Below are 20,805 nucleotides of genomic sequence, written 5' to 3'. Positions count from 1 at the left end.
TTACATTTCCTGAATGAATTGATAGAGGGCATCCGCTGTCTCGCCGGTAACGCCGGCGGTTTTCGCCAGCGCATCCCGGGACGCTGCTTTCAGCGCCTCCTTGGTTTTATACGTTAAAATCAGCTTCTGTGCCTTCTTTTCTCCGATACCCCGGACCTGGGTCAGGCTCAGTCCAAAGGTATGCTTATGCCGGCTGTGCATATAGGCAACAGAAAACCGGTGCACCTCATCCTGGATCCGGGTCAGCAGCTGAAAGGCAGCCTGCCGGCTGTTCATGGAGATCTCGCCGCCACCGTAGGCAATGGCACGGGTTCGGTGCTTATTGTCCTTCACCATGCCATACACGGGTACATGAATCCCCAATTCCCGCAGCACTGGTGTCACGGCGTTCACCTGCCCCTTGCCTCCGTCCAGCAGGATCAGATCCGGCAGCCGGGCAAAGCCTTCATCCGTTGCAGCCTTGTATTCCCGAAACCGACGCTCCAGCACCTCGTGCATGCAGGCATAATCGTTCTGGATCTGGTTTTCCCGGACGGAAAATCGCTTGTATGCTTTTTTCAAGGGCCTGCCGTTTTCAAATACCACCATACCGGCTACCATAGCAGTGGAGGACAGGTTGGAGATATCATAGGCTTCGATATACAGGGGAGGCTTTTCCATGCCCAACAGCCGGGCAAGCTCCTCCAGTGCCAGCAGTTCCTTTGCCGTTCGGTCACTGCCCAAAGAAATTGCCTCTGCCGCATTGTTCTTTGCCATTTTCAGCCGCTTATAAGCATCCCCACGCTGTCGGGTCTCCAGGTGTACCGGATGCCCCGCCTGCTCGGTCAACAGCTGCGCCAGCAGTTCCTGATCTGTGATTTCCTGTTCCAATAGTACATGCCGGGGAATATCTGTACGTTCCCGATAAAACTGTGGCACAAATTCCTCCAGCAGCTGCACGGTATTTTCCGCATCATGAAAGGTGAAGGATGCCTTGTCCGCCAGTCTGCCGTTCCGGTACATGAGCACAGACACCGCTGATTCCTGTCCTCCGGATACAGCAGCGATCAGGTCACAGTCCGCCAGATCCGGATCAATGATCTTCTGGGAATCCCCAGCCTTCCGGATGGCTTTGATCCGGTCACGAAGCTGTGCCGCCCGCTCAAACTGAAGCTGCTCCGCTGCCTCCTCCATCTGGGCGGTGAGCCGCTCTACGGATTGCTCACTGCCGGAGCGGATATATGCCACCGCTTCGTCAATCAGCGCACGATAGGTCTGAGCATCCACCTTTCCCCGACACAGACCCATGCACTGGTTGATGTGATAATTCAGACAGGGACGCTGCTTCCGGAAATCCTGGGGAAACCGCCGGTGACAGGTGGGAAGCTTGAACACCCGGTTCACCTCATCCACCGTTTCCCGGGTCACAAAGGAACTGGTATAGGGGCCCAGATAAACCCCGTCTTTCCGGGTGTTCTGCTTTTCAGCCGTGATCTTTGGATAGGGCGGATCGGAGATCTTGATATAAAAGTACCCCTTGTCATCCTTCAGCAGAATGTTGTACTTTGGCTTATGCTGCTTGATGAGACTGCATTCCAGCACCAGAGCCTCATATTCGGAGTCGGTGACGATGTAGTCATAATCATAGACCTGGGACACCATTTTTGCCACCTTGGGGGTATGATTGGGTGTCCGGCAGAAATAGCTGGTGACCCGCTTTTTCAGATTCTTTGCCTTGCCGATATAAATGATCTGCCCGGACTGCTGCTTCATGATGTATACGCCGGGTGAACCGGTCAGTGCAGCCGTTTTTTCACGCAGATAGGGAATTCGTTCGTTCATCATTCATCCTTAAAAAACGTACTCTTGTATTCCTGTACCTTGGCACGGTCTCCGTAGCAGTCGATCTCGATCTCCTCCCGGTTGTAGTAATACCGAAGCGATGCAAAGAAGAAAATATATGCAAATGCGTTCATCAGAATACTGCCGTATACCCGCAGGTTCAGCACCGCCGAGAACATGCCTGCCAGAATCATGCTGACCGCAATGCCCACCAGCATTTCCAGTCTGGTGCGCTTGGGATCCAGGGACAACAAGGAGAATCCCACCAGGGCCGAAAAGATGGCATGAAGAATAATCAGCAGATTAGATCTTCCGTTGTAAACATCCAGATGGATAAAGTCAAAGTCCAGCAACATCAGGAACACTTCCACACACACATATACGGACAGCAGGGTTTTCATCAGTCCCCGCTGCCGCACGATGCAGCAGATCCCGGCAATGGCAAGCGCCATCAGTCCGAATCCGGCAAACTCCACGATATATGCTGCAATGTCAAAGCCAAGCCGGAAGGTACCGGAGGGAGAGAAGGTGTAGTAATAGATCAGGCAGATGATAATGAATGCCACAAAGCATATATTTCCAAACAATCCCAGCTTGAAGCAAGTCTCCAGCCGAAATGGTCTTTTCCGTTCCATAATGTACGTCCTCCAGCAGTTCTGTTTCTTCAGACAGCACCGCACAGAAGCTGTACAGTACTGCTTTCAGTTTAACATGCATGAAGGTTTTTGTCAAGGCGGTATTGCCCTTGCTTTCTGTCGCAGGCTGTGCTATAATAAGCATGTACAAAACGTACAGAAAGGATGGTTTTACAATTGAACAAACAGGTACTGGAAAACCCTGCAAAAAACCAGACAAGCCCCTTCAACTACTTGGTGATCGTAGCTGCATTGATGGTCACGTGTTACATCACGTCCAATGTCATGGCAGTCAAGCTGATCCAGGTTCGGGGCATCACTTGGTTTGACGCAGGAACGATCACATTTCCGCTTGCGTATATGCTGGGGGATGTTCTGACAGAAATATGGGGCTATAAGACTGCCCGCAAGGTCATTTTGCTTACATTTGCGTGTAATCTGCTCTTTGTTATGTGTACATTCATCGGCGTGTATCTGCCTGCTCCGGACTACAATGCGGAGATGAATCAATCCTATGCAAACGTATTTACCTTTGCGCCCCGGATCCTGGGTGCGTCCCTGGTGGCGTTCCTGCTGGGGGAGCTGTCCAACTCCAAGGTGATGGTCTGGGTCAAGGAACGCACCGGACAGAGGCTGCTGTTCCTGCGGACGATCTCCAGCTCAGCTGTAGGATATGTATTCGACACCGGTTTATTCGTCATTCTGGCATTCGCCGGCACCTGTCCGGCGAAGGATCTGGTCAGCATGATTCTGGTGCAGTATTTTGCAAAGCTTGGTATTGAAGCCATTTTCGCAACGCCTCTTGCCTATGGAGCTGTGGCATTTCTCCGCAAGCATGCGGCTGAACCACTTCCGGATGCATCCAAAGAATGAGTACATAAGAATAACCCGTTCTGCACAAAGCATGCAGAACGGGTTGCTTTTATTTTTGGATGCACACCTGTACACACATGGTGCCGGACAGCTTTTCGCTGAGAGGATCCGGCTGACAGGTTCCGGCAGACAGGGTAAATGCCGTACCGGTCACTGCCCGGACGCCCTGCTCGTCCACGGATTCAAATGCGCTATCCGGCACCGGGATTTCCAGCCGCCGGGTTTCGCCAGGCTCCAGCCCGATCCGTGCAAAGCCGCAGAGGCTGTGATTGGGCACTGCCCAGGGTGAATTGTCCTTGATATATAGCTGCACCACATCCTCGGTAAAGCGGATGCCCTGATTGGTCACGGTCATTCGGGCGCATCCGTTTTCGTAAGACAGCTCCGTGCAGACGATCTTTCCATAGGTCAGACCGTAGCCAAAGGGATACAGCACATTGTTCCGGGCATAGCGGTAGGTGCGATTCTGCATGCTGTAATCCGTAAAATCCGGCAGCTGTTCTGCGGTTTCATAGAAGGTCACAGGCAGCTTGCCGGAGGGGGATACCTTGCCGAACAGAATATGCGCCAGAGCCTGTCCCCCGCACTGCCCCGGATACCATGCCTGCAATACCGCATTGCAGGAAATCTCAGGATTCAGCGCACTGCCGGCTGCCAGTACCAGGATCACGGGCTTGCCCACAGCATGCAGCTTTTCCAGCAGCTTGCACTGGGGCGGAGGCAGGCGCAGATCCGCTTTATCCCCGGAAGAAAACTCGTTGCCGGTGTCCCCTTCTTCCCCTTCCAGGGTAGCATCCAGACCCAGGCACAGGATCACCACATCTGATGCCTCTGCGGCAGCCAATGCTTCTGCGTACCGATCATCCGCCATCGCCAGGTTGGAGGTACGATCCTTATACAAATGGCAGCCCTGTGCATAGTGCACTCTGCCGGGGAATGCGTCCTGTATGCCCTCCAGGAAGGTGACATACCGGTCTGCGGTGCCGCAGTAGTTTCCCTCCAGAGCGGCACGGCTGTCTGCATTGGGGCCGATCACCGCAATGGCATGCAGCTTAGAAAGATCCAGAGGCAGGATGCCGTCGTTTTTCAGCAATACCATGGATTTTTCCGCACAGGACAGGGAAACTGCTTTGTGTGCCGGAGAGGCAATGGTATCATAGGTGCATGCAGCGAAATGAGGCTCCGGATCAAACAGTCCCAGCCGGATCCGGGTACGCAGCACACGGATGCAGGCACGGCGAATATCCGCTGCATCGATCAGCCCTTCCTCCAGGGCAGCCAGCACATACAAATAGGTATTGCCACAGTTCAGATCACATCCGGTACGCAATGCCAGCGCCGCAGATTCCGTCACATTTTTCGTGACTCCGTGATGTTTGTGAAAGTCCTGGATCGCCCAGCAGTCGGATACAAAATAGCCGGCAAAGCCCCACTGGTGCAGCTTGTCCATCAGCATGGGGCTTGCGCAGGAGGGTTCTCCGTTCACCCGGTTATATGCACCCATGACCCCTTCCACCTTTGCCTCAGCTACAAGCGCATGAAACGCCGGCAGATAGCTTTCCTCCAGATCCTTCGGGGATACCTGCGCATCAAAGGAATGCCGGAGCGCTTCCGGGCCGCTGTGGACAGCAAAATGCTTGGCGCATGCCGCCGCCTTCAGCACCTTTCCTTCTCCCTGCATGCCCTTGACAAAGGCAACACCCAGCCGTGCTGTCAGAAAAGGATCCTCCCCGTAGGTCTCATGTCCTCTCCCCCATCGGGGATCACGGAACAGGTTGATGTTGGGCGCCCAAAGGGTCAATCCTTTATAGATATCAAAATCGCCGTGTTCCCGGGCTGCCATATGCTTGGCACGTGCCTCTGTTGCAGTGATCTCCCCGATCTGATGCAGCAGAGCCGTATCAAAGGTTGCCGCCATGCCGATGGCCTGCGGGAACATGGTAGCGGTGCCTGCCCTGGCTACTCCGTGCAGTCCTTCGTTCCACCAATTATATGCCGGGATCCCCAGCCGAGGAATGGGCAGAGCGTCATACCGCAGCTGAGAAGCCTGTTCCTCGACCGTGAGTCGATCTGCCAGATCCTCCGCCCGTTCATCCGGCGTGAGAGAAGGGTTCAGATAACGTTCCATCATAAAAACCTCCATCTATATTACATCCGTTTTCATCCGGATGCATGCTCTTTTGCATGACCTTGCATGCTGTGTCGGTACAGGAGCAATCCCACCAGCAGCAAAACCGGGAAACAAAGCGCAGCGAGGATACCTGCCTGAATCCGATCCTCCCAGAACCCGGCAATCTTTCCCACCAGAGTCGGCCCTCCGGCGCAGCCCAGATCCCCTGCCAGAGCAAGCAGGGCAAACAGCGCAGTGCCTCCGCCCCGGATGGTTTTGGATGCAATGCTGAAGGTACCCGGCCAGAGCACCCCCACAGAAAAGCCACAGATGCCGCAGCCGGCAAGCGCCAGGATCGGGTATGGGGACAGGGCGATCAGCAGATAGCTGACACCACACAGCACGCCGCTTGCTAACATGGCAGTATCCGGAGCCAGCTTCCCGGCAAAGCGACTGTACAGCATACGGGACGTACCCATACAAACAGCAAACAGCATGGGGCCTGCCAGATCTCCCAGGGTTTTGGATACCCCCAGACCCTGTTCCGCAAAGGCGGATGCCCACTGACTGACTGCCTGCTCACTGGCACCGGCACACACCATCAGCAGCATCATGATCCAGAATAGCCGACTGCAAAGCAACTGCTTGACGGACAGCCCGGTTTCGTCCTCCTGCAGCAGAGGTGCAATGGGCACCCGGGTAAAGAGCAGCCCATTCGCCAGGGGCAGGATCGCCCAGCATGCCGCAAGCCACTTCCAGTGCTCAATGCCGAAGCAGGCGAAAAATGCTGTGGACAGCAACACCACTGCCACATGCCCCCAACAATAAAAAGAGTGGAGCAAGCTCATGGCAGCTGCTTTGTTGGGACTGGGGCATGCCTCCACAATGGGACTGATGAGCACCTCGATCAGTCCGCCGCCGATGGCGTAGACCATGACTGCAAGCAGCAGACCTATGAAAGGATCCGGCATCACATCCGGCAGAATCAGCAGCAAAAGCAATCCGGCTGCTGCAAAGAAATGGGCTGCCACCGCCGACCAACGGTATCCGATCCGCTCCACAAATCCGGCACTGCAAAGATCAATCAGAAGCTGCAGCCCAAAGTTGAAGGTCACCAGAAACGTGATCCGGGACAGGGGGATTCCGTAATGATTCTGAAACATGACAAACAGCAGGGGGACAAAATTATTGACCACCGCCTGCACGATATAGCCCAGAAAACAGGCGTACATAGTATGCTGGTAATTTGGTTTCATACGACTCATCCTTGACAGTGTACTGATTTCGACTTATAATATTATATACCCAGGCAGAGCGAAATGCTTGCTGTAAATCATCACACATTAACACAATATCGCCAGATTGAGGTGAAAACCATGTCAAAGCCAAAGATTCTCACGGATCGGAACCTGCGAGAGGTAGTCTCCCACGGCACTACCCGGTTCCCCTTCGGATATTATATAGAAGATATTCAGCAATTTGAGAACGGACTGGTATCCAGCCATTGGCACAAGGAATTTGAGTTCGCCACCGTGCGGCAAGGACAGGCCCAGATCAGTATCGGCACTATGACGTTTCCAGTGCAGCAAGGAGATGGAATTTTCGTCAATACCGGTGTGATGCATGCCTTTCAGTCCCAGGAAACCACCATTCTGCCCAACATTCTTTTTGATGCCCGGATGATTGCCCCGGAGCAGACGGATATTTATGAGCATTTTGTGGCACCATTTCTCCAGTCGGGGATCTCGCATCTGGTACTGCATCGCAGCGTCCCGTGGCAGGCGCAGGTGCTGGATATGCTGGAGGAAATCTATTTCCTTTGTGACAGAGAGGAAAAACGGAATGAACTGGAGATACACATCCGGATCTGCCAGATCTGGATGCTGCTGGCGGAGCATCGGGCGGAAATGATCTCTGATCGCCAGACCGGGTTTACCATGCAGGCACAGGTGCGCCTCCAACAGATGGTGCAGTTTATTGACCGGGAATATGCCGGAAGCATCACTCTGCAGGAAATCGCAGATGCCGCATGCATCAGCAAAAGCGAAGCACTGCGCTGTTTCCGGGTAGGCATGCACTGCGCGCCCATACAATATGTGGTAGCAGTACGACTGGAACGGGCAAGGAGCCTTCTGCTGACCACCCTGGAGCCGGTTACGGAGATTGCCTTTCAGGTAGGCTTCGACAATTGCAGCTATTTTGACCGTGCCTTCAAGAAAAAATACGGTATGACGCCGGGGCAGATGCGTCGGCAGACAGGAGGAGCTTATGGAACAGCAAACAGTCTTTGAACGGATCTACGCCGTGGTGCGCCGGATCCCGGCAGGCAAGGTCGCAAGCTATAGGCAAGTGGCATGGCTGGCGGGAAATCCCCGGTGGGCACGTGTGGTAGGCTATGCCCTGCACCGAAACCCGAATCCGGACACGATTCCCTGCCACCGGGTCGTGACAAAGGATGGACGCGTGGCACCGGGCTTTGCCTTCGGCGGTGCTCAGATTCAAATCCAGTTCCTTGAACAGGAAGGCATCGGCTTTTCCGACGGCCATGTGATCATGTCCCAGTACCAATGGCAGTGTACCCCGGATCAACTGAAATAGTCCCATCTCATATTTTTATGCCAACCGCATGAATTTACAGGAAATCATGCGGTTTTTTATTGCCAGGGGGCTTGACATATAGAAAATGATATCGTATAATATCGATAGAATAGTATCGATACAGGAGGTGTTGAATGTGCGTGAGAATCAGGCTTCACGGGGGCTGTCCATCCAGGCGATACACCGGCTGCCCTATTATCTGCAATATCTGCGGCAGCTGGCACAGCAAGGCACGGAAACCATTTCCGCTCCGGCAGTGGCTGCCCATTTCCGGCTCAGTGAGATCCAGGTACGAAAGGATTTTGCAGCGGTCAGCACCAACGCCGGCAAACCCCGTTCCGGCTTTCCGGTGCATGGACTGATCCGGGACATGGAACAGTTCCTAGGCTATGGAAACGTGAATGAAGCGGTACTGGTGGGAGCAGGATCTCTGGGACAGGCGCTTATGTGCTATGGCGGCTTTACGGACTACGGATTGGAGATCATTGCTGCATTTGACTGTGATCCCGCCAAGATCGGCACTGAGATCCACGGCAAGCATATCCTTCCGGCAGACAAGATCACGGATCTTTGCAGGCGGATGAATGTGCCCATGGGCATTATCACTGTGCCCGCCTCACAGGCACAGCTGATTTGCAATGCACTGGTGGAGGGAGGTGTCCGGGGCATCTGGAACTTTGCCCCGGTTCATCTTTCCGCACCGGAGCATGTACTGGTACAGAATGAAAACATGGCAGCATCTCTGGCGCTGCTTTCCAAACATCTTTATAGAGATACAGGGGAGGAATAATGTATGAACACCTTATTTTTTAAATACGCCATTGAAGTGGAGCAGACCCGTTCCATCACCAAGGCGGCAGAAAACCTCTATATGGCGCAGCCGAACCTGAGCAAAGCCATCCGGGAACTGGAGGAGACCCTGGGCTTTCCCATTTTTGTCCGCAGCTCCAAGGGTGTGATTCCAACAGACCAGGGACGGGAATTTCTCAAATATGCCCACAGCATCATGCTGGAGCTGGACAAGATGAGCAAGATCAGTGAAATGAGTGATGGAGCTGTACAGAGCTTTCGGATCTCCATCCCTCGGGGCAGCTATATTGCACATGGGTTTACGGAGTTTGCCGCACAACTAGATCCCGGCAAGCGAGTCATGCTGAATGTGGTGGAGACCAATTCCATGCAAACCATTCAGCATGTGCTGGACGGGCAAAGCGACCTGGGAATTATTCGATATCAGGTTGCCTTCGAGCCATATTTCATGGACTATCTCCGGGAAAAACAGCTTGCCTTTGAGCCTATCTGGGAATTTGCCTATCTGCTGCTGCTGTCAAAGGAGCATCCTCTGGCGGATCGTTCCCAGATCAGCGCAGAGGATCTGGAGCATTACACTGAAATTGTACACGGGGATCTGCAAGTGCCCTATCTTACAGAAGCCCATCGCTCCGGGTATGGGGATGGCAGAAATATTCACAGCAAGATCTATCTGTATGAACGAGCAAACCAGTTTGAACTGCTGAACCGGATTCCCAGCACCTTTATGTGGGTATCTCCTGTACCGGATACCCTGCTGAACCGGTATGATCTGATCCAGCGCGCCTGCAGAGCGGAACGAAATTTACACAAGGATCTGCTGATCTATCCTCAGGGGTATCAGTTCCGGCCCATCGACCGGCAGTTCATTGACCAATTGTTTGCTGCGAAAAATGAGGTGGCATTTAAAACCTACGATTGATCCTGCGCATCGGCTATATGCTCCCCTGCATACCAGCTATGCATCTTCTCTGGGAATCCCAGCCTGTATGTCCTGACCGGCATGCAGACTTTGCTGCACAGTCTTACTCTATGCGGTTCTATGGCGTCATATGGGAGGCAGCATACCCAATTATATCCATTTATCCAGGAACACTTATATCAGTCATGCAATACTGATATTCCGGTTTTATATTTCCCTTTTGCTCTGGGATTTGCTATAATACAGACAGCAAAGAAATTTGCACAACTCATACAAATTATCGTGCTGTTTTTTTAAAATAAGCAGCACCTAAAACAGGAGGTTTTCATCATGGCTAGATTTACACTACCGAGAGATTTGTATCATGGCAAGGGCGCACTGGAAGCCCTCAAGACCTTTGAAGGCAAAAAGGCTATGATCTGTGTAGGCGGCGGCAGCATGAAACGTTTTGGTTTCCTGGACAAGGCGGTGGCTTATCTAAAGGAAGCCGGTATGGAAGTTCAGCTCTTTGAAGGCATCGAGCCGGATCCCTCCGTTGAAACCGTTATGAAGGGCGCAGCAGCCATGGAACAATTCCAGCCGGACTGGATCATCGCAATGGGCGGCGGTTCCCCCATCGATGCGGCAAAGGCTATGTGGATCAAATATGAGTACCCGGATATCACCTTTGAGGAAATGTGCAAGGTATTCGGCATCCCGAAGCTCCGGAAGAAGGCACACTTCTGTGCGATTTCTTCTACCTCCGGCACTGCAACAGAAGTAACTGCTTTCTCTATCATCACAGATTATGCAAAGGGCATCAAGTACCCCATCGCCGATTTCGAGATCACCCCGGATGTGGCAATCGTTGATCCGGATCTGGCAGAGACCATGCCTAAAAAACTGGTTGCCCACACAGGTATGGATGCAATGACCCACGCCATTGAGGCATATGTTTCCACTGCACACTGCGATTTTACAGACCCCCTTGCACTACATGCCATTAAGATGATCCAGCATGATCTGGTAGAATCCTACAATGGAAATATGGCAAAGCGGGACAGCATGCACAATGCACAGTGCCTGGCTGGTATGGCATTCTCCAACGCATTGCTGGGTATTGTACATTCCATGGCACACAAGACCGGTGCTGCTTTTGCCGACTACGGCGCACATATCATTCACGGTGCGGCAAATGCCATGTATCTGCCCAAGGTCATTGCGTATAACGCAAAGGTTCCCGCAGCAGCAGAGCGCTATGCACAGATTGCTGACTTCATGCAGTTGGGCGGTGAGACTCAGCAGGAGAAGATTCATCTTCTGATCGCTTATCTGCGTGGTATGAATGATGCATTGAACATCCCTCACTGTATCGCTCATTACGGTACAGACAGCTATCCCACTGAACAAGGCTTCGTGCCGGAGGATGTGTTCCTGGCTCGTCTGCCGGAAATCGCAAAGAATGCCATCGGTGATGCCTGCACCGGATCCAATCCTCGTCAGCCCAGCCAGGAAGAAATGGAACAGCTGCTGAAATGCTGCTACTACGATACAGAAGTGGATTTCTGATTCCTTTACAAGTTTCCTGCATAGAATATACAGCGCCTTTGATTCACGGATCAAAGGCGCTGTTTCTGTATTGCCTCCCCTTCGATTGGCTATCATACATTGTGGAATCTGTATGCATTTGCACCACCGGATTCAGAATTTTTTTACACCGAACCTCTTGACAAACTGTTGTGGATGTGTTATCATATGAACAGATAAACATATGAGAGGATGTGATGACATGGAGATGAAGGACGAACGCAGTGAGTTCCTGTGCGTACACCAGGATACTGTGAATAAGGTGTACCAGGATATGCCGGACGATGAGATCCTATACGACCTGGCAGAGCTGTTCAAGGTCTTCGGGGACACCACCCGGATCAAAATCCTGTACGCATTGTTCGAGTGCGAAATGTGCGTATGCGACATTGCGCAGCTTCTGGGTGTAACCCAGACCGCCGTTTCCCATCAGCTTCGTGTACTCAAAGCCAACAAGCTTGTAAAATTTCGCAAGGAAGGCAAAAACGCATTCTATTCCCTGTCCGATGAGCATGTGACTAAAATCATTGCCCAGGGCATGGAACACATTTGTGAGTAGGAGGATATCACGATGAAAAAGGTATTTCAGCTAGAAGATCTGGATTGCGCAAACTGCGCAGCAAAAATGCAGGACGCTATTCTGAAAATCGACGGTGTTACAGACGCAGAGGTAAATTTCCTGCTGCAAAAGATGACCATCACTGCGGATGATGCATCCTTCAATAAGATCATGAAGCAGGTGGTCAAGGCTTGTCACAAAATTGAACCTGACTGCGAAATCATCATGTAGGAGGGGTTTTTATGACCCGGAAGCAAAAGCGTATTCTATATCGCATCCTGATTACAACAGTGCTGTTTTTGGTGGCTGAGCTGCTGCCCGTAACCGGTTGGCTGCGTCTTGTAGTATTCCTTGTGCCATACTTCCTGATCGGTTGGGACGTGATCCTCAAAGCACTGCGGAACATTGCCCACGGTCAGGTTTTTGACGAAAACTTCTTGATGATGCTTGCCACCGTAGGCGCCATCGGTACCCAGCAGTATCCGGAAGCGGTGGTAGTTATGCTGTTCAACCGGATCGGTGAGCTGTTTGAAAGCTATGCGGTGGGCAAATCCCGGAAATCCATTGCGTCTCTGATGGACATCCGACCGGACTATGCAAATCTGGAGCAGAACGGTGAACTGAAAAAAGTGGATCCGGATCAGGTTGCCATCGGAGACACCATTGTGGTAAAGCCCGGCGAACGAGTTCCTCTGGATGGGATCGTACTGGAGGGCTGCTCCACACTGGATACGGCTGCGCTGACCGGTGAATCCGTTCCCCGAAGCGTAACGGTTGGTGATGATGTTATCAGCGGCTGCATCAACGAAAGTGGTTTGCTGCGGATTCATGTGACCCACGCATTTGGAGAATCCACCGTATCCAAGATCCTGCAGCTGGTGGAAAATGCAAGCAGCAAAAAAGCAGCCTCCGAGAATTTCATTACAAAGTTCTCCAAGTATTATACTCCCTGTGTGGTGATTGCAGCACTGCTGCTGGCTTTGATTCCGCCTCTTGTAACCGGCGGTGACTGGGTCAACTGGCTGCACCGGGCACTGATCTTCCTGGTGGTATCCTGCCCCTGCGCGCTGATTATTTCCGTTCCGCTGAGCTTTTTCGGCGGTATTGGCGGTGCATCCCGGCAGGGGATCCTGGTCAAGGGCGGCAATTACCTGGAAGCTCTCGCTGCGGCAGATATCGTAGTATTTGATAAAACGGGCACTCTGACCCGGGGCGTGTTCAACGTAACTGCCATTCATCCGGATCAGATTTCCCAAAGTCAGCTTCTGGAGTATGCGGCTTACGCAGAATGTTACTCTGACCACCCCATTGCAAAATCCATTCGGGAAGCATACGGCGTTGTGATCGATCGTTCCCGGATCGAAAACGTGGAGGAAATCTCCGGTCACGGAATTCACGCAGTCATTGACGGCAAGCAAGTATATGCCGGCAACGACAAGTTAATGGAGCAGCAGGGCATCGGCTGGCACCCCTGCCACCATGTGGGCACCACTGTGCATCTCGCCATTGACGGGATCTATGCGGGACATCTGGTGATCTCTGACGAGGTCAAGCCGGATGCGGCAGAAGCCATCAAGCAGTTACGGGAACTGGGCATCTCCAAAACCGTCATGCTTACCGGAGATGCTAAGGAAATCGGCACCCAGACTGCAAAGCGGCTTGGCATGGATGAGGTTTACACACAGCTGCTGCCATCGGATAAGGTGGATCGGATGGAGGAACTGCTCCGTCAGAAGCGTCCGAAGCGGAACCTGTTGTTTGTGGGGGACGGCATCAACGATGCGCCTGTTCTGACCCGGGCGGATCTTGGCATTGCCATGGGCGCCATGGGAACGGATGCAGCTATTGAAGCGGCGGATGTGGTGCTGATGGACGATCAGCCCTCCAAAATCCCGGTTGCCATTCGCATTGCCCGGCGCACCACGCAAATCGTCCGGCAGAATATCATCTTTGCGCTTGCGGTGAAGGCGCTGGTTCTGATTCTTGCAGCCGTTGGCTTATCCAACATGTGGGAGGCTGTATTTGCTGACGTGGGCGTATCCGTTCTTGCCATTCTGAACGCAATGCGTGCCCTCACCTACCGTGGAGAAGCATAAGGACAATACCACAAAAAGCCTGAGAAGCTCCAGCTTGGATTCTTCTCAGGCTTTTTTTGCCGCTTTGTTCAATTCATCCTTCAACAACTTTTTGGCACGTTTCATCCGGGACTTGACCGTATCATAGGGCAGCTTCAACATGTCCGCAACCTCATGCATAGAAAAACCGTAGTAATACTTCAGTATCAGAATATCCCGATGTTCTTCAGAAAGCCGCAGAATCAGCTTCACCGCTTCATCCGTTTCTCCGGTAGGTGCATTCTGCATAAGTTCTGTTTGGCTGTATGCCTCATCAAAGGTAACGGTTTCCGCTTCACTTTTTTGCCGCCGATATATATCGATCGCCCGATTCCGGGTGATGATCGCAATATATCCAAACAACTCCCGGTCTGTTTTTTTCCGGAGTGCTGAAAAGTTTTTTGCAATGATCATGAAAACTTCAGAAACAACATCCTCCGCTGAACAAATATCCTTCATCACGCTCAATGCAATCCGAAACAGCTGCTCCCGATGTTGGCGGTAGAGCTTGTCAAACCGTTCCCGGTCCTCCTCCGTCTCCAGCAACGCCATGTATACGCCTAACATTTAAGCCTCCAACTGTCTAACAATGGTTCACTGCCGTCTGGGCAATGCCTTATCGCAATGCTGTAGTACATCAACTACGGCTTCTGCATTGCGGAGCGCAGCTCTGCCTCTGCTGTTTCCAGCATCAACCTGCTGGGATTCTCGCCACCCATAATCCGTGCGATTTCCCGCACACGTCCGGCAAAGTCCAGCACCGTAACCGAGGTTTCCGTCCGGTTCTGCACTGTACGCTTTTCAATCAGCAAATGATGCTCCGCCATGACTGCGATCTGGGACAGATGGGTCACACAAAGCACCTGCCGCATGCTGCCGATCTGCCGCAGCTTGATACCGATCTTCTGTGCCGCCCTGCCGCTGACGCCGGTATCGATCTCATCAAAGATCATGGTGGGGATCTCGTCCCGATCTCCTACCACCGCCTTCAGTGCCAGCATCATTCGGGACAGCTCGCCTCCGGATGCGATCTTGGCAATGGGCTTCGGGGGTTCTCCCGCATTGGCGGAGATCAAAAACTCCGCAGTTTCCATGCCATGCATGGTCAGCTTACCCGGCGTAAACTGTACTGCCAGCTGTACCTGGGGCATGTCCAGAAACGCAAGCTCCTGCCCCACGCGCTGCACAAACTGCTTTGCCAGGGTCGCCCGGTAATTGGAAAGCGCCTTCGCCTTTTCCGTGACGACCTGGAGCAATGCGGACTTTTGCTCCGTCAGTCCCCGGATCTCCTCTGCAGCACTGGAATAGCTCTGCAACTCCTGCACTGCCGCCTCATATTTTTGCAGAAGCTCCTCTGCATCGCACTGATACCGACGCTTAAGCGCTGCAATGGCATCCCGCCGGGCACTGACCTGTGCAAAACGGGCACCATCCAGATCCAGCCCATCCAACAGATCCGAAAGCTCGGAGGCGATATCCTCTGTTTCAATGCGCACTGCGGTCATCCGTTCAGCCAAGGTACCCATTGCCGGATACAAGACAGCTCCATCCTGAAGCTGCTCCTCCGCTGTCTGAAGCTGCTCCAGACCCGCCTCCGGCTCATTGAGCAGTGCAAGGGCATTCTGCATGCTCTGGGCAATCTGCTTGCCGTGGAGCAGAACCTGATATTCCGCCTCCAGTTCCGCATCCTCCCCGGAAGCAAGCTCCAAAGCTCCGACATCCCGCACCAAAGTGCGCAGGTACTGCATCCGCTGCTCCTGGTTCTGCTCCGCTTTCCGCAGGGTACCCAGACGCCGTGCCAGGGATTGCAGCTCCCGGAAGCTGTCCTGATAATCTGCAAGCCTGCTGGTGTCACCGCCAAAAGCATCCAGAATGTGCAAATGCCGCTCCGGTTCTAAAAGAATCTGGTTGTCGTGCTGCCCGTGAATGGTAATCAGCGTACTGCCGATCTCCCGGAGTGCGGATACCGTAGCGGTTCGCTGATTGATCCGTGCTACGCTCCCCCCGTCCGCCAGAATTTCTCTGGTCAAGGTAATCCCATCCTCTTCATAGGAGATCCCCAGGTCATCCAGCACCTGACGGGTAGCATCCGACAGATCCGTAAACAGAGCAGTGATGACTGCCCGGTCGCAGCCGGTCCGGACAAGATCCTTGGTTACACGCTGGCCAAGTACCGCATTGATCCCGTGAATGAGAATGGATTTCCCGGCGCCGGTTTCACCGGTAAACACATTCAGCTTGGTATCAAAAGGAATGGCGGCACGGGCGATCACTGCCAGATTCTCAATATACAGCTCCTTGAGCATCCCATTACCCCCAAATCATAGCTTTTAATGCTTCCGTCAGATCAGCCGCATTCTGCTCTGTACGGGTGAGAACAAAAATCGTATCATCTCCGGCAAGGGTTCCCACAATGTCTGCATGCTGCATCATGTCCAGCGCGGCACATGCCGCCTGAGCCATGCCGGTGTGGCATTTGATCACCACTGTGTTCATGGCATAATCCACGCCGATCACTGTATCCGTCAGTAGGCTTCGTCTTGCGGTACTGCTGTCCGGCGTCACATAGCGGTATCCTCCATTGGGAGCGCTTGTCTTCATCAGTTTCAGTTCCCGGATGTCCCTGGATATGGTTGCCTGGGTCACCGGAAAGCCACAGTTGATGAGCATTTTCTGCAAAGCCTCCTGGGTATCCACATCCGCCGCAGCAATCAGCTCCAGAATTTTTTTCTGTCGTCTGTTTTTCATGACTTCCCTCGCATTATTCCTTCAAAGCGTGCATCATCTTGCCGTTCAGTGAATCAAAAAAGTGACTGTCCGTCATTTCAACCAGAGAAACTGTGTGGCTGGAACGAGTGAGCACCACCCGATCCTCCGGCTGCATTTCCACCGACTCATTGCCATCTGCACTCAGGCTCAGTGTAGCGGTCTTGTAATGCTCCGGTACAAGAGTGATCCGTCGATCCGCCGAAAACAATACCGGCCGGGCAAAAAGCGAGTGAGGACAGATCAGCGTCATTTCAATGCAGGACAGATCCGGCTCAATGATGGGCCCCCCTGCGGACAGGGAATATGCAGTGGAACCGGTGGGTGTACTGAATACAACTCCGTCCGCCCGGTACCTGCCGATGAGGGAATCGTCCGCATACACGGAAAAGTCCGACATTCTGCCTCCGTACCGGGAAGCATATACGTCATTGAGCGCAGTATATACGCCGATCTCCTTCCCTTCCCGCCAAAGGGCTGCCCGAAGCATCATCCGCTGACTGACCCGGTACTCCCCGGTCAGCAGCCGGGGCAGCTGATCCAGCTCATCCGATTCCAGGGCTGCCATAAAGCCCAGTCTGCCGGTGTTGATCCCCAGCAGCTTCACGTCAGAACGCATCAGCTTTCTGGCACATTTTAATATAGTTCCATCGCCGCCAATGGCAATCGCAAATTCCGCCTGCTCTGCCATCTCACACAGATCACCAAAGTCAATGTAAGAAATATCCCCAAGAGCATTCCGGTGGATCTGATCCACGCCGATCTCCAGCCCCATCTGATGCAGAGCCTGACAGACCGCCCGTGTCACCTCCGGCGCATACTGCTTTCGGAAATTCGGATAGATTACGACTTTCATACGTTACCTCATTCTGCCTCAAAGGCACATCTGACCACCGCCGCCGCATCCGGCATCCGGGATATCCCGCCCTTTTTCAGATACAGCAGATATTCCCGGTTGCCGCTGCCGCCCCGGATCGGAGACGGGATCAGCCCTTGTATGGAGAAATGATGCTGCTGTGCCGATGCAAGCACTGATTCGATGCTGTGTAAATGATCCTTGGGCTGCTTGACCACTCCATGCTTATTGAGTGCCTTGGGGCCTGCTTCAAACTGCGGCTTAATGAGGGCGATCATGGTTCCACCCGCCTTCAGAAGCCGGGTCGCTGCCGGAAATACATACCCAAGGGACAGGAAGGAAACATCCGTACCAATAAAATCAAAGGACGGAAACTCCTCCGGACGCACATCCCGGATGTTCACCCCCTCCAGGTTCACCACCCGGAGATCCCGCCGGAGCTTCTGGGCAAGCTGATCGTGCCCCACGTCCAGGGCATACACCCTTGCAGCACCATTTTGTAGCATGCAGTCCGTAAAGCCGCCGGTGGATGCACCGATATCCAGGCAGGTCAGCCCGGCAAGGGATATATGGAACTGTTCCACCCCGTGAGCAAGCTTCAAGCCGCCTCTGCCCACAAAAGGCAGCTGACCGCCGGTACAGAGAATCTCATCCGAATCGGATACTTCAGCAGAAGCTTTCCTTGCAGGCACGCCGTTTACCGTGATCTGTCCGCCGCAGATCAGTTCCTTGGCTCTGGCACGGCTGGAAGCCAGCCCAAGGGTCACAAGCCGGCTGTCAAGTCGCATGCCCATGAACCGCTCCTTTTACATAATCCGACATTTTTGAGGCAGACAGTCCTGCATGCTCCAGACTACCGGCAACAGACGCCTGTTTCACAAAGCCCTGTACCGCAACAGAGGAATATCGTCCTCTAAAGCCGGATTCCAGCAATGCATCCCCCACCTGGGAAGCAATGCCGCCGGTTTTGACCCCTTCCTCAAAAAAGATCACCTGATCGTATTCCTGCATCGCTGCAACAGCCTGGGGCAAAAGCGGGAAAATCCGGGTCAACCGCAGCATGTCACAGCAGATTCCTTCTGCCGCCAGGGCAACCTGGGCACGAACCATCTCGTTGAAGATCCGACCATAAGTCACCAGCAGAATCCTGCCACCCTTTCGATAATGGGACAGGGTGAGAGAAGGTTCACGGAAAGCAGGCTCGGACTGATCCACACCACGAGGATACCGGATACAGACAAGCCCCTTGTCCTCATACAGCGCCTTTTTCAGACATGTACGCAGTTCCTCATAGCAAAGGGGCGCATAGATCGTAGAATTAGGGATGGAAGATACCAGGGAAACATCAAACAGACCCTGATGGGTCTCTCCGTCCTCCCCGACGATGCCGGCACGGTCAATGCCCAACACCACATGCAGGTTGCTGATGGCAACATCGTGAAGCAGCTGGTCATAGGCACGCTGTAAAAAGGAGGAATACACAGCAAATACTGGCAGATGCCCCATGGATGCAAGGGAGGCGGCAAATGTCACTGCATGCTGCTCTGCAATACCCACATCAAAGAACCGATCCCGACATTCCGAAGCAAAAAACTGAAGCCCGGTGCCGTATTTCATGGCAGCGGTAATGGCGCAGATTCGCTGATCCTCCCTGCCCAGCCGAGCAAGCTCCTGCCCGAACACAGTGGAAAAACATGTATCCACCGAAACCTCCGGATTTCCGGTCATGACATCAAACTTGGAGATGCCGTGATACTCTCCCGGATTCTTTTCCGCCGGCATGTAGCCCTTGCCCTTCACCGTGTTTACATGCACCAACACGGGACGGTGATAGCTTTTTGCGACCTGGAGTACCTCCTCCAGTTCCTCCAGGTTGTGCCCGTTCACCGGGCCAAGGTATACAAAACCCAGGTTGTCAAACAGCGTGGACTGATGATACAGGGTATTACGCAGGGTGTCCTTGGAGGTTTTCAGCACCTTTGCCAGGGGCTTTCCCAGAACCGGCGTCTTGTCCAATGTGCGCTCCACCGCCCACTTGGTCTTGACGTAGCCCTCCTTGCCCCGGATGGAGGCAAGATATTTTGCCAACGCCCCCACGTTTTTGGAAATGGACATATGATTGTCATTCAGGATCACGATCAGATTATCCGGCACCTTCCCGCCGTTGTTCAATCCTTCATAAACCATACCGCCGGTCATGGCACCATCTCCGATGACCGCTACTGCGTAGTGATCCTGCTGATTCAGCCGCATGGACGCAGCCATACCACAGGCTACAGAAATGGAGGTAGAGCTATGACCGCTGACAAAGGCATCATGCTCAGATTCAGAAGGCTTGGGAAAGCCGGAAATGCCGTTTTCCTGCCGCAGGGTGGGGAAACGATCCAATCTCCCCGTCAACAGCTTGTGGGTATAGCTTTGATGCCCCACGTCCCAGACGATTTTATCCTCCGGAGAGTGAAAGCAGCGATGCAGCGCCATGGTCAGCTCCACCACGCCCAGATTGGACGCCAGGTGTCCCCCGGTCTTGGAAACCGTATTGACCAGAGTGGTGCGGATCTCACAGCAAAGCTGTCTGCACTGGGTATAACTCAAGTCCCGCAGATCCTCCGGCAGATGCAGATCCGCCAGATGCACCGATTCCTGCGCCTCCATAATTTTTTTTGATTCCATCTTTTTCAGCTTATCCATTGATAAGCGAACGCCCCTTTCGGATTCCTCTTTTCAGCTTTCCGATATTCCTATACGGGAACCACAAAGCCGAGTGCGATGCCAAGCAATGCCCCGCAGAACACCTCCAACGGGGTATGCCCCAGAAACTCCTTGAGTTCCTTGTCCGGACGATCCGATTTCTGCGGATCGGCAAAGCGTCGCTTGAGATCATTCAAAATTTTTGCATGTAAACCGGCAGCCTGCCGCACGTTCATGGCATCATACATGACGATACAGGCAAACAGAAACATCACCCCAAACAAGGGTGCGTCCACGCCGCAGACGCGCCCGGTTGCCACCAGTGCAGCACAGACCATGCCGGAATGGGAACTGGGCATGCCCCCGGAACCCACCAGCCGCTCCAGCCGGGCAGCATGGTTTGCAATTGCATACAGCAGGAATTTGAGAATCTGCGCAACGCCCCATCCCAGAATCCCTGCGCAAAGAACAGCATTATACTTCA

At 53.3% G+C, this 20,805-nt stretch carries 20 protein-coding genes; 9 read left to right on the top strand and 11 right to left on the bottom strand.

The genetic code is table 11. The annotated features are described in order from the left end of the window. Window positions 1–1,821: an excinuclease ABC subunit UvrC gene (gene uvrC, locus RUM_RS09335; RefSeq protein ID WP_015558870.1), complete on the bottom strand. Its 1,821-nt coding sequence runs from the start codon at window positions 1,819–1,821 to the stop codon at window positions 1–3. Further along, window positions 1,821–2,456 carry a hypothetical protein gene (locus tag RUM_RS09330; RefSeq protein ID WP_015558869.1) on the bottom strand — a complete coding sequence of 212 codons (636 nt, stop codon included), beginning with the start codon at window positions 2,454–2,456 and terminating at the stop codon, window positions 1,821–1,823. Before RUM_RS09330 ends, uvrC begins: the two co-directional genes overlap by 1 nt. A 177-nt stretch (window positions 2,457–2,633) precedes the next feature. Between RUM_RS09330 and RUM_RS09325 the strand changes: the two genes are divergently transcribed. Then, on the top strand, window positions 2,634–3,329 hold the full coding sequence (locus tag RUM_RS09325; RefSeq protein WP_049775541.1) for a queuosine precursor transporter: 696 nt from the start codon (window positions 2,634–2,636) through the stop codon (window positions 3,327–3,329). Between the two features lie 49 nt (window positions 3,330–3,378). Here the strand turns inward: RUM_RS09325 and RUM_RS09320 are convergent, their stop codons facing one another. After that, entirely contained in the window at window positions 3,379–5,457 is a 2,079-nt protein-coding gene (locus RUM_RS09320) for a glycoside hydrolase family 3 C-terminal domain-containing protein (protein ID WP_041326758.1), read from the bottom strand. A gap of 32 nt (window positions 5,458–5,489) precedes the next feature. Next, entirely contained in the window at window positions 5,490–6,695 is a 1,206-nt protein-coding gene (locus RUM_RS09315) for an MFS transporter (RefSeq protein ID WP_015558867.1), read from the bottom strand. 120 nt (window positions 6,696–6,815) lie between these two features. On the opposite strand from RUM_RS09315, the gene RUM_RS09310 reads away from it, so the two are divergent. The 8 genes from RUM_RS09310 (at window position 6,816) to RUM_RS09275 (ending at window position 13,990) form a co-directional block, all read left to right on the top strand. Then, window positions 6,816–7,730, top strand: a complete 915-nt coding sequence (locus tag RUM_RS09310; RefSeq protein WP_015558866.1) for a helix-turn-helix transcriptional regulator — start codon at window positions 6,816–6,818, stop codon at window positions 7,728–7,730. Next, entirely contained in the window at window positions 7,708–8,037 is a 330-nt protein-coding gene (locus RUM_RS09305) for an MGMT family protein (protein WP_015558865.1), read from the top strand. The genes RUM_RS09310 and RUM_RS09305 overlap by 23 nt, the downstream gene beginning before the upstream one ends. A gap of 136 nt (window positions 8,038–8,173) precedes the next feature. After that, window positions 8,174–8,827: a redox-sensing transcriptional repressor Rex gene (locus RUM_RS09300; RefSeq protein WP_041326387.1), complete on the top strand. Its 654-nt coding sequence runs from the start codon at window positions 8,174–8,176 to the stop codon at window positions 8,825–8,827. 3 nt (window positions 8,828–8,830) lie between these two features. Further along, entirely contained in the window at window positions 8,831–9,769 is a 939-nt protein-coding gene (locus RUM_RS09295; RefSeq protein WP_015558864.1) for a LysR family transcriptional regulator, read from the top strand. Window positions 9,770–10,099: 330 nt separating this feature from the next. Then, window positions 10,100–11,317 (top strand): iron-containing alcohol dehydrogenase, encoded by a 1,218-nt coding sequence (locus RUM_RS09290; protein WP_015558863.1) that lies wholly within the window; start codon window positions 10,100–10,102, stop codon window positions 11,315–11,317. Between the two features lie 220 nt (window positions 11,318–11,537). Further along, a complete protein-coding gene (locus RUM_RS09285) occupies window positions 11,538–11,894 on the top strand; it encodes an ArsR/SmtB family transcription factor (RefSeq protein ID WP_015558862.1) in 357 nt (118 codons plus the stop codon). Between the two features lie 12 nt (window positions 11,895–11,906). After that, on the top strand, window positions 11,907–12,125 hold the full coding sequence (locus tag RUM_RS09280; RefSeq protein ID WP_015558861.1) for a cation transporter: 219 nt from the start codon (window positions 11,907–11,909) through the stop codon (window positions 12,123–12,125). An 11-nt stretch (window positions 12,126–12,136) separates the two neighbouring features. Further along, window positions 12,137–13,990 (top strand): heavy metal translocating P-type ATPase, encoded by a 1,854-nt coding sequence (locus RUM_RS09275; protein WP_015558860.1) that lies wholly within the window; start codon window positions 12,137–12,139, stop codon window positions 13,988–13,990. A gap of 45 nt (window positions 13,991–14,035) precedes the next feature. Here RUM_RS09275 and RUM_RS09270 read toward each other — a convergent pair whose 3' ends face one another. The 7 genes from RUM_RS09270 to RUM_RS09240 form a co-directional block, all read right to left on the bottom strand. Further along, window positions 14,036–14,575: an RNA polymerase sigma factor gene (locus tag RUM_RS09270; RefSeq protein WP_041326386.1), complete on the bottom strand. Its 540-nt coding sequence runs from the start codon at window positions 14,573–14,575 to the stop codon at window positions 14,036–14,038. A 74-nt stretch (window positions 14,576–14,649) separates the two neighbouring features. Beyond that, entirely contained in the window at window positions 14,650–16,314 is a 1,665-nt protein-coding gene (recN, locus tag RUM_RS09265) for a DNA repair protein RecN (protein ID WP_015558858.1), read from the bottom strand. A gap of 4 nt (window positions 16,315–16,318) precedes the next feature. After that, window positions 16,319–16,756: an arginine repressor gene (locus RUM_RS09260; RefSeq protein ID WP_015558857.1), complete on the bottom strand. Its 438-nt coding sequence runs from the start codon at window positions 16,754–16,756 to the stop codon at window positions 16,319–16,321. Between the two features lie 13 nt (window positions 16,757–16,769). After that, complete coding sequence (locus tag RUM_RS09255) at window positions 16,770–17,630, bottom strand: NAD(+)/NADH kinase (RefSeq protein ID WP_015558856.1); 861 nt, start codon at window positions 17,628–17,630, stop codon at window positions 16,770–16,772. Window positions 17,631–17,638: 8 nt separating this feature from the next. Next, window positions 17,639–18,424, bottom strand: coding sequence for a TlyA family RNA methyltransferase (locus tag RUM_RS09250; RefSeq protein WP_015558855.1), 786 nt, complete (start codon window positions 18,422–18,424; stop codon window positions 17,639–17,641). Beyond that, a complete protein-coding gene (gene dxs, locus RUM_RS09245) occupies window positions 18,408–20,321 on the bottom strand; it encodes a 1-deoxy-D-xylulose-5-phosphate synthase (RefSeq protein WP_015558854.1) in 1,914 nt (637 codons plus the stop codon). The genes RUM_RS09250 and dxs overlap by 17 nt, the downstream gene beginning before the upstream one ends. 50 nt (window positions 20,322–20,371) lie before the next feature. Next, window positions 20,372–20,805 (bottom strand): divergent PAP2 family protein (locus RUM_RS09240; RefSeq protein ID WP_041326385.1); only part of this gene is annotated, 434 nt, incomplete at its 5' end.

This window comes from Ruminococcus champanellensis 18P13 = JCM 17042, from assembly GCF_000210095.1.
Classification (GTDB): domain Bacteria; phylum Bacillota; class Clostridia; order Oscillospirales; family Ruminococcaceae; genus Ruminococcus_F; species Ruminococcus_F champanellensis.
This window is presented reverse-complemented; position numbering and strand designations above follow the sequence as displayed.